The 9,461-nt window shown below is 70.4% G+C and carries 6 protein-coding genes and 1 pseudogene; all 7 read right to left on the reverse strand.

Features of this window, described 5'->3' with window-relative positions; genetic code table 11:
• Positions 1 to 107: 107 nt before the first annotated feature.
• Positions 108 to 1,076: a C40 family peptidase gene (locus HFP15_RS41810; protein WP_168524114.1), complete on the reverse strand. Its 969-nt coding sequence runs from the start codon at positions 1,074 to 1,076 to the stop codon at positions 108 to 110.
• Positions 1,077 to 1,080: 4 nt separating this feature from the next.
• Positions 1,081 to 2,082, reverse strand: a complete 1,002-nt coding sequence (locus HFP15_RS41815) for a replication-relaxation family protein (protein WP_246272567.1) — start codon at positions 2,080 to 2,082, stop codon at positions 1,081 to 1,083.
• 169 nt (positions 2,083 to 2,251) lie between these two features.
• A complete protein-coding gene (locus HFP15_RS41820; RefSeq protein WP_168524118.1) occupies positions 2,252 to 4,795 on the reverse strand; it encodes a helicase HerA domain-containing protein in 2,544 nt (847 codons plus the stop codon).
• A 49-nt stretch (positions 4,796 to 4,844) separates the two neighbouring features.
• Positions 4,845 to 5,690 (reverse strand): GP88 family protein, encoded by an 846-nt coding sequence (locus HFP15_RS41825; RefSeq protein WP_168524120.1) that lies wholly within the window; start codon positions 5,688 to 5,690, stop codon positions 4,845 to 4,847.
• 56 nt (positions 5,691 to 5,746) lie between these two features.
• Positions 5,747 to 7,657 carry a VirB4 family type IV secretion system protein gene (locus HFP15_RS41830; protein ID WP_168524122.1) on the reverse strand — a complete coding sequence of 637 codons (1,911 nt, stop codon included), beginning with the start codon at positions 7,655 to 7,657 and terminating at the stop codon, positions 5,747 to 5,749.
• Positions 7,654 to 8,889, reverse strand: coding sequence for a PrgI family protein (locus HFP15_RS41835; RefSeq protein WP_168524125.1), 1,236 nt, complete (start codon positions 8,887 to 8,889; stop codon positions 7,654 to 7,656). Before HFP15_RS41835 ends, HFP15_RS41830 begins: the two co-directional genes overlap by 4 nt.
• Positions 8,886 to 9,461, reverse strand: a pseudogene (locus tag HFP15_RS42410) (hypothetical protein); the annotation flags it as partial. The gene HFP15_RS41835 and the pseudogene HFP15_RS42410, both read right to left, overlap by 4 nt.

The following is a 9,461-nucleotide window of genomic DNA, read 5'->3' on the forward strand; positions in this document are numbered from 1 at the left end:
AGCCATCAGACACGAACGAGTGACCCCGCACGGGCGACTCGACCGTCCGACTTCTCATCGATCTTTCACATACGAAAGACCGACGAAAAATCAGTGAGAAAATGAAATCAAACATGAGAACCTACACGAGCATCGCCGGTGGGGCGGCTGGCCGCGAGATAGTCGTCCCCGTTCCAGCGGTAGTTGCTGACCTGGACCGGCTCGCCGAACGTCGGGGCGTGCACCATCTTCCCTGCGCCGATGTACAGGCCGACGTGGTGGACGTTGCCTGGCGTGCCGTAGAAGACCAGGTCGCCGGGAAGCAGCGGCTGCCCCGCGGGCACCAGCGGACCGGCGTTGTACTGCGTCTGGGCTGTCCGGGGCAGGTTGATGCCGGCGGCGTTGTACGCGGCCTTGGTGAGGCCAGAGCAGTCGAAGCCGGCATGGCCGCCGGCTGGTCCGTTGCCACCCCAGACGTACGGGAGGCCGAGCTGGCCGCAGGCGAAGTTGATCGCCATGATCGCGGCCGGGTTGGGTGCCTGGATTTTGTTGCAGTCGCCGGTGCCGACGGTGGCGGTGCCGTAGCGTTTTGCTTGTGCCAGAACGCCGTTGACGTAGTCTTCGTCATGGTTGTAGGCGAACAGGGCCTTGCGGATGTCCTTCTGGGCGCCTGAGTCGCACAGGTAGAACGCGGCGGCGTAGATGGCGTCGTGTGGGTTGTAGCGGGAGGGCGGGTTCGAGCCGCCGGGTGGGATCGTGTGGCGTGCGATGACGCCGTCGAAGGTGGGCTTGAGGAACTGCATGGGGCCGCCGGCTCCCATGTAGTTCTCGCCTTCGGTGATGCCTTCGCCGGATCCGCGGCCGTGCTTGGATTCGGCATCGCCGATCGCGGCGAGGATCGTCCAGTCCAGCCCTGGGCACACGGAGGCTGCTGCACGGTAGAGCGACAGGTAGTCGTTGGGGATCTCGGCGATCGCGGCCTGGCTCGGTTCGGTGCCACCGGTGCCGAACAGCGCACTGACGATGGCTTTGCCGACACCTCCGATGAGGATGGGGACGGCGATGATGGCCGCGACAGCGGCAACGGCGATTTTCATGGGGTCACCTCCGGAAGCGGCTGGTGGGAAGGGGTGGCGGGAGCGGGTCCGGCGCGGCCCGTTCCGCGGGCGCCTGCTGCGCCTGGGGCGAGGTCGAGGACGGCGCCGCGGTGGGCGGGTCGACGTGGGGCCAGAGCCGCGCGAGCTCGACAAGACGCGCCCGGCCCGGTCGTCGCGATGCCGGACCGGAGATCGGCAACCAGCGCGCCGCTGCGGGGTTGTCCTCGCCGGCCACGCCTGCGACATCTGCGGCGCTGGTGGCTACGGGCACGAGCGCTGGCCGGTCCAACTGGGACAGTGCGTCGGCGAGTGCTCGGCGCGCGGTGGTTTCGCGGCGGTTGGTGGGCAGCCACACCAGGACTGGTGTGGTGATTCCTGTTGCGGTGGCGAGCTTTTCGTAGCCGTGCAGCTTGCGGCCAAGCTTGCCGAGGTCCTCGGTGCCGAAGTCGAATTCGAGGAAGAACTCGATCTGGTGGCCGTCTTCGCGCCAGCGGCCGTAGGCGTCGGGGCGGACCATGTCGCCGAAGAGCCGACCGCAGCGCAGTTCGGACCACCACGCGGTCAGGCGTCCGCGGGCACCGGGCTCCCGACTGAGCGCGACGAGGGTGGTGAAGAAGCCGTTGACGCCCACGGTGTGCGCGAGTCGCAGGGAGTGGGCGATGCCGATGGCGTCTTCATGGCGATAGCCGAGTTGTTTGGGGTCCAGACCGTCCTCGTAGGCGAGCGCCACGGAGCCGGCGATGTCGAGGACGTAGTGCATCGGTGCGGTGCCGGAGCTGACGAACGGCTGGAAGCGGTCGACGACGCGCCACTTGAACAGGTCCAGCAGGCGGTGGTTGGCCGCGCGCATGGTGGGGTAACAGAGCTCGACGATCTGCTGGGTGGTGAAGACCTTGTGTTCGTGCAGCATCCGGGCCAGCCACCGGTCCCGGAGGGTGAGCCGCCCGGCGAGCTGGGCGTGGTGCTCCCCGGTAGTGGCCGCCCGTGGCGTGGGGCGCTGAGGCATGTGCCCGCGCAATGCCCTCTGAGGCGTGGGATTCGAGATCATGGGTAGGCACCTCCCAGGCGTTGGCCGGAATTGGGGAAGGCGAAGGGCAACGCATCCGGGCATCACCGGAGCGGGCGAGCGCAGTAGGTGAGCCCGCATGCGTTGCGGGAGAACGAGACCTGCCGGGTCAGGCCGCGCGGCGCGGGTCCACAGTGGGCTGATCCGCGCGGCGCGTTGCGCCGTCGGCGTCGGTGACGGGCGGGCGCGTGTTGACCCTGGCAGCTTTGCGGATCGCCTTGGCGCGTCCGGGAATCGCGGGCGGGAGTTTCTCGGTCACCGCGGTGAACGGCGGCGCTTCCTCGCCACCCAGGACGAGCCGGGCGGCCACGTGATAGACACCGAGGTTGGACAGGTCGTGATCAGAAAGCCGCGGCATTGTGTGCCGTGCCAGGCGTTTGGCGTCCTCGGGACTGGCGTTGAAGAAGATCTTGCTGCGAGCGTTGGTGCTGATGCCCTCTTCGAGCTCCTTCGGTAGCTGCCCGAGGTACTGGTGCGCCAACGCCATGGAGAGCCGGTAACCACGGGCCTCGGCGAGCATGTCCTCCAACGGATAGGCCAAGTTCAAGAAGTTGTGACACTCGTCCACGTACAGCCCGCAATCGCGGCGTTGACGCTGCGGTACGCGAGCTCGGCGAGTCGCGGCCTGCCAGGTGCGCGCCACGACGATGGAGCCGACCAGCCGCGCGGTTTCCATCCCCAGTGCGTCGCGAGCGATGCGCACCAGGCAGATGCCGCCGGTGTTGAGCACCTCGTCCATGTCCACTGTGGACTGACCACCGGCGATGGCGGCGCGGACGAAGGGACGCAGCAGGAATCCACGGACCTTGTTCATCAGCGGCGCGATCACTTGCGCGCGGCTGGCTTCGGACAGGTCGTCGTACCAGGACCAGAAGCCTTTGAGGACCTCGTCGTCGATCTGGTCGCAGGCTCGTTGCCGGAACGCTGGCACGGTGAGCAGCTTGGGCAGGTCGACCAGGGTCGGCGTGCCGGGCATCGCGGTCAGCGTGAGCAGCCCGGCGCGGAGGATGTCGTCGGTGCGCGGCCCCCAGGAGGAGGCGTAGATCCGGGAGAAGATGCTGACGAGGTTGTCGACCGCGCGGGCCTTGTCAGCACCTTCCAGGGGGTTGAGCACTGGCGGTCGGGCTCGGGAGTCTGCGTCGAAGAGCACCACTTTCTCGCCGAGTTCCTCGGGCAGGCGCATGAGGATGTCGGAGACGAGGTCTCCCTTGGGGTCGACCACGACGACGCCGCGGCCGGCCTCGGCGTCGGCCAGGATCATCCGGGCCATCAGCTCGGACTTGCCGGAGCCGGTGGCGCCGAGGATGTGCAGGTGGTGGCGGGCGTCGGCGACGTGTAGGCCGACCGGGCGGGAGTGCCCGGATTCCGACAGTCCGAGCGGTTTGATCTGCTCGCCGGCCGTGGCGATGCCCGGCGGGGGTGGCACGGCTTTCGCGCCGGCCCGCTGCAGGCCAGGGGTGGATTCGTCGATCGGCAGGTGCGCGATCGCGGCCAGCTCGGGGATTGAGAGCAGGTCCCCCTTGTCGAGTCGGCGTTCGGCCAACACGGCGACCGGGTCGCGGCGCAGCCGGACCCGGCGGTAGTAGTTGTGCTCGGAGTAGGCGGCGAACGCCGAGGCGATCGCGTGCCCGCGGCCCCGCAGCACCTCCCGCACCGCCTGGACCTCGCCCGAGGTGGCGTCCTCGGGCACGGTGGTGGCCACGGCGTAGCGGATGCGGGTCTCGAACTGGTTCGCCCGTAGCTTCTCCACGACCGCGCGGTCCTGGGCGGCGTACTCCAGGCTGGTCTGCCGATCCAGTCCCGGTGTCCGTGTGCTGGCCGACGGCTTCGGGGTCTTGCCCGGCGTGATGACGTCGAGCAACCGGCCGACCAGGTGGACCGAGCCGCCCGCGTGCACCCGCCGGGCCGCTCGCCGGGCCTTGGTCACGCGGTGGCCGGCGACGGGGCGGGCGAGGATCTGCACGCAGGCGCGCTCGTGCGGGCCGAGCCCGACCGGTGCGCCGAGCATCGCCCGGATCGGGTCGGCCGGGTGCTCGGTGCGGATCGGCAGCGCTTCCGAGCGCGCGAGCCGCAGCTCGCCGCCGACCGCTTCGACGCGCCGGCCCGCTGCCGCCGTGGTCGGGATTGGGGGCTTGGCGGGGGTGGTGCGAGTGTGCGCGCCGGGCCAGGCGGCCTCGATCGCGCGTTCGACCATGCCGGGTGGCACCAGGCCGGGTACCCACAGGCCGATCTGCACGCCGTCGTCGGTGAATGTCAGCTCGAATGCCAGGTGCGGCTGCCCGCCGAAGCGGCGCAGCCATCCGGGACGCAGGAGGCCGACGAGGTTGGACCACACCGTGATCGCGCCCGTGGGGTCAACCGTGGGCGGCGCGAGCACGGTGACTGCGCGGGCGTCGGTCATCAGGCGCTGGTGGTAGCGGCGGCGCCACCGGCGCCGCGCGATGACCGCAGCGGTGACGGCGACCGCGAGCACCGGCCCGACGATCGGGCCCCACGTCAGGGCGAGATCGCGCAGGTGCGCCAGCACGTTCTGGAACGCGCCGAGCGGGTCACGCAGGTAGTCGCCGACCGGTGAGGCGAGGACCTCCGCGGTCTGCTCGACCCGCGGAGGGACCAGGATGGACAGGGGTGTGGTGGTGATTGGCCAGGACATCGGGGACCTCCCCACGCAAAGCGGTCGACGGGACGGGCGCGAGCTGCGGTCAGGCCGCCCGTGGCTGGTCGCCCGGCATCGAGCTGGGCTCGGCCGTGGGCGGCTGGCGGCGGTCGGAGCGGGTGTTGTCGACGACGAGCCGCAGGTGCCGGCGGCCTCGGCGGGTGGCGCGTTCGGCGTCGACCTCGGCTTGCCACTCGGAGAACCGGCGGCCGGCCAGCCGCTTGAGGTAGGCGGGCCCGCGGTTGGCCGGCACCCCGACCAGCCGCGGGCCCAGGACCGCGAGCAGGTCGCTGGCTTCCTGCGAGGCCCAGCCGGCCTCGGCGATCGCGGTCTCGTCGGGAAACACATCCGCGACCCGATCGACGGCAGGGTTAAGTGCGGCATCCTGTGTCCCGCCGTAGGAGTAGACCCACAGAAAATTCGGCGGCGGGTCAGGCTCGACGAGCGCCCGGAATCGAGACACCTCCTTGGTGTAGGCGTAGAAACTCGTGTCGGGGCGTGCCCGGCAGATATCCAGCCATGCCTGAAGGTATGAGTCAGAAAAGAAATCGCCGCTGTCGTGAATTCTGATCCACACGCCGCGGAACTTGGTCGCGCCGAGTTCGGCGACCATCGCAGCCTGCCAGCCGGCCAGGTCGTCGAGGACGTAGGTGAGGTTCGCCTGATGCTTGGCACGAACGACCGGCCAGGTGTAGGCGCCGTGCCGCGCGTAGCACGCCTGGGCGCAGATGCCGGCGCTGGGACAGGTGTTGTAGGTACGACCATCGGGCAGTCGCCCGGCCCAGGCGGGCAGCGACCAGTTCCACACGCCAATCTGGCGCATCTCGCTGTTTTGCGTCAGGAGGCGAGCGGGCCGGCGGACTGTGGCGGAAATGGGCAGTGACGTAGACATGGGTATCCCCTGAGTGCGATTCGATATGAACGGATTAGCGCTTGCGATGAGGGTGATCAGGCGGCGTCGAGTTCGATCTGCGACGCGTCGCCGTCGTCGAACGAGTCCGCGATTCCCGCGGTGTCGTCTGCGCCGAGTTCGACGAAGGAGTTCTCGATTCCCGACGAGGTGTCGGAATATCCGGCGATTTCCGCGGGGTTGGACGTGACCAACTCGTGCTCGACCGGCGAGGCGATGGACTGGAACGCAACCCGCTGCGTCCCGGTGCTGAGCAGACCTTGGCCGCGGTCGGCGGAGAGCAGGAACTGACGCTCGCCGAGCGATAGGTCGAAGGTGCGGGTGATCTCGTCGATCGCCTGGGAGGCTTGCCGCAGCAGGATCTGCGTGGCTGCGTTCGCGACGACGGCTTTGCCGAGGTCCGAACCCAGCACGTCCGCGGTGTCTTGGGTGGCGACCGTGAGGCCCGCCCACTGCTTGCGGCTTGCCTTGGCCATCCGGAACAAGAACTCGGCACCGGCGGGTTCCTTCATCAGCAGCCACGCCTCGTCGACCACGACCAGCCTGGGCTTGCGGATGGCCGGGTTGGAGACCTGCCGCCAGACCGCGTCGAGGGTGAGCAGCGTGCCGATCGGCTTGAGTTCGTCGGCGAGATCCCGCAGCGAGAACATCACCAGGTGTCCCTCCGGACGGGTCGAGGTCGGGCCGGAGAACAGGCCGGAGAACGCGCCGGTGACGTACGGGTGCAGCCGTGCCGCGACCTCGACCCCGGCGGGGTCACCGGTGTCGGCGAGGACCTCGGCGAGGTCGGCCAGCAGTGGCGCCGGGCGGGTCCAGGTCCGCGGATCCGAGGTGATCCCCACGCGCTGATAGGTCGCGGTGATGGCCCGGTCCAGCGCCGCCCGTTCGGTCGCTTCGAGCTCGCTGCCCAGCAGCACCGAGATCACCGTGTGCAGGAACAGACTGCGTCGGATGAGTGCGTCGCGCGGCGCGGTGCGGCGCCCGTCCGGGCGGGTGTGGATCGGCAGGTCCATCGGGTTGAGCCGGACCTGCTCGGCGCCGAGGTGCACGTACGTCCCGCCGACCGCGGCGGCCAGCCGGGCGTATTCGTCCTCGGGGTCGATGACGTGGATCTCGATCCCGCGGTACAGCGACCGCAGCAACTCCAGCTTCACCAGGTAGCTCTTGCCCGCACCGGAGCGGCCGAGGATCACGCTGTTGTGGTTGTCCAGGGCGAACCTGTCGTGATGCACGAGCCCTTGGCTTCCGACGTTGAAGCCGTAGAGCACTCCGCTTGGCGCGCCGACCGAGGTGGGGTCCGGCGGCGGCAGGTCGGGTGAGGTGAACGGGAATGCCGCGGACAGCGCCGAGGTGTCGAACGTGCGGCGCATGCCGACCAGGTCGAGGCCCATGGGCAGGCTGGTGATCCAGCCCTGCAAGCTGCGATAGGTGGTGGGTTTGCAGTCCAGCAGCAGCGACGCCGCCAGCGACCGGATGGCCGCGACCTCGTCGCCGAGGGCTTCCTCGGTGGGGGCGTGCACGGTCAGGTACAGCCCGAGCCGGTAGAGCTTGCCCTCGCCCCGAGCGACCCGCGCGGACAGGTCGTAGGCGTCCTCGGTAGCGGCTTCGACGTGCGGGTCGATCAGCCGGCCTTTCTCGCTCGTGTGCCGGCGACCGCTTTCGAGTTTCGACAGCTGTTTCTTGAGGCGGTTGGCCGCGGTGACGGGGTCGATCGGCTCGATGTGCAGCGAGACATCGACGCGTCCGGGGTAGGTCAGCAGCGGCTGCAACCAACCGGGGTGGACCTCGCGGGGGTAGCCGACGACGGCGAAGCTGGCGACCCATTCGCCACCGACTTCCAGCGCGCGGGGGCGCACGGAGATGGCGTCCGGGGTGAACGCGCTGGCCCGCCCGAGCGGCGGCTGCACGGCCTGGGTCTTCCGGCCGCGGCGCTTGGCTGTGGTCTTCATCGGCGGTACCTCCCCGCGGAGTTGGCGTAGTCGTCGGGGTCCTCGGCGGTGTCGTCGAAGCCGTCGTCCCAGGCGTCCTCGGCCTCGCCGAACTCGCCGTCGGTGGGGAACGCGGCGCGGCCGAACGCACCTGCGTCCCAGCCCTCGTCCGGGGCGGTCGTGATGACCTCGTCCGAGCCGGCGAGACGGGAGTTCGGCGGAATCACGCTGTCGGGATTGCAGGCCGCGGCGAGCACCGCGGTGGCCTGTCCGGCGTCCAGCGGGGTGACCACGATCCCCGACGGGGACAGCAGCTCGACCGCCTCGCCGAGCCGGCGAACCAGCCGGGCTTCGGCCGCGCGCCGGGTGGCGTCGTCGACCAAGGTGGCCTGCTTGGCGGCCCGGCGTTTCGCCGTCAACGCGGCCAGCGGTGAGGCGCCGCCGAGCCCGTCGGCCGGCCCCGTGGTCAGCAGCGGCTCACGCAGGATCAGCAGGACCTGGCGGCGCAGCAGGTCGGTGGCGCGGCCGAGCTGGTCGAGGTACTCGGCGTGCTCGCGCGCCGCCCGTTCCAGCGCCGGGTGCGGCAGCCCGCCGGCCTGCTCGCGGAGCTCGGCGATCTGCCCGGACAGGTCCAGCCGCTCCGCCCGCACCAGCACCTGCACCGGTGCCGTCAAGCTGTGCAGGTACCGCCCGAAGGAGGCGACGAGGGACTCCTGCTCGGCCGGAGTGCGCAGCCCGAAGTTGATCGTGGAGCAGACCGCGACCACGGCGACGCCGTCCTTCCCGAGGTCGATGACACCGGTGTCGGTGACCGCTTCGGCGGGCAGCCGCAGCGCGGCCGGCGAGACCGTCGATGCCGCGGCATCCGCGCCGCCTGCGCTGTCCTTCCGCTTGGCGCGGCCCGTGCTGCTGGTGTTCGCTACCTGGCTGCCCAGCCACTCGGGGACGGGCCGGATGTCTTCCGGCGCGGCCACCCGGTGCTGCGGGCTCAACCGCTGCCGCAGCGCCGCCAGCACCAACCGGTCGAGGGGAATGCCGTCGCGCTGCCCGAGCGCGAGGAACGCGGCGGTCACCCCGATCGGGATGGCGACGATGAGGAACGCCACCAGCGGCACGAACTCGCGGGTGAGCGTGTACGCCCCGTACAGCACGATCCCGGTGACGGCGAGGATGAGCAGCTGCCGCGCGGTCAGCGGACCGATGACGCGGTCCTCGCGATCGACGTCGGCGGGAATCCTTACCGGCTGACTCATTTCCCTTCACCTCCTGGAGCAGGTTTCGGCGCGCGGAACACCGGCGGCGGAACCGATTGGGTGCGCCGGTAGGCGTCCCCGATGCGCGGCTCGGGCTGGGCTTGCCGGAACACCGGCGCGGCAGGAGCGGACGCCGACCTGAGTGGCGACGACGGCTCCGGCGCGGGTGGCGTGGCGGGCCGGAACTGCAACTGCGGGGGCACCGACGCGGTGCGGATCGGGCGGGCCGGCGGTGGGGTGGCGCCGCGTCGACGTGGCCCTCCAGCGGCTTGGAACTGCGGCGCCGATCCGGGCCGAGGTCCCCGCCGCGGCGGTGAGATCGGCGTGGCGGGCGTGGGTGCGGAACTGAACTCAGGAGGCATGGCTGGTCCCTGGTTCGCCGGGGTGACGGCGGGGTCGTGAGTGGTGTCTTGAGGTGAGGGCTGCAGGAACTGCGGCGCCTGCGACGGCAGCCGCGACCGGCGGGCCGCGCGGGCGCGCTCGGCGTCATGGGCCGCCTTGAGCCGCTTGTTGACCATCTCCGGGGTGGGCGCGAGGCGCGGCTGCGCGGGCCACGGCGGGTCCGCCGACCC

The sequence above is a fragment of the Amycolatopsis acididurans genome (assembly GCF_012328925.1).
In the GTDB taxonomy this organism is placed as follows: Bacteria; Actinomycetota; Actinomycetes; order Mycobacteriales; family Pseudonocardiaceae; genus Amycolatopsis_E; species Amycolatopsis_E acididurans.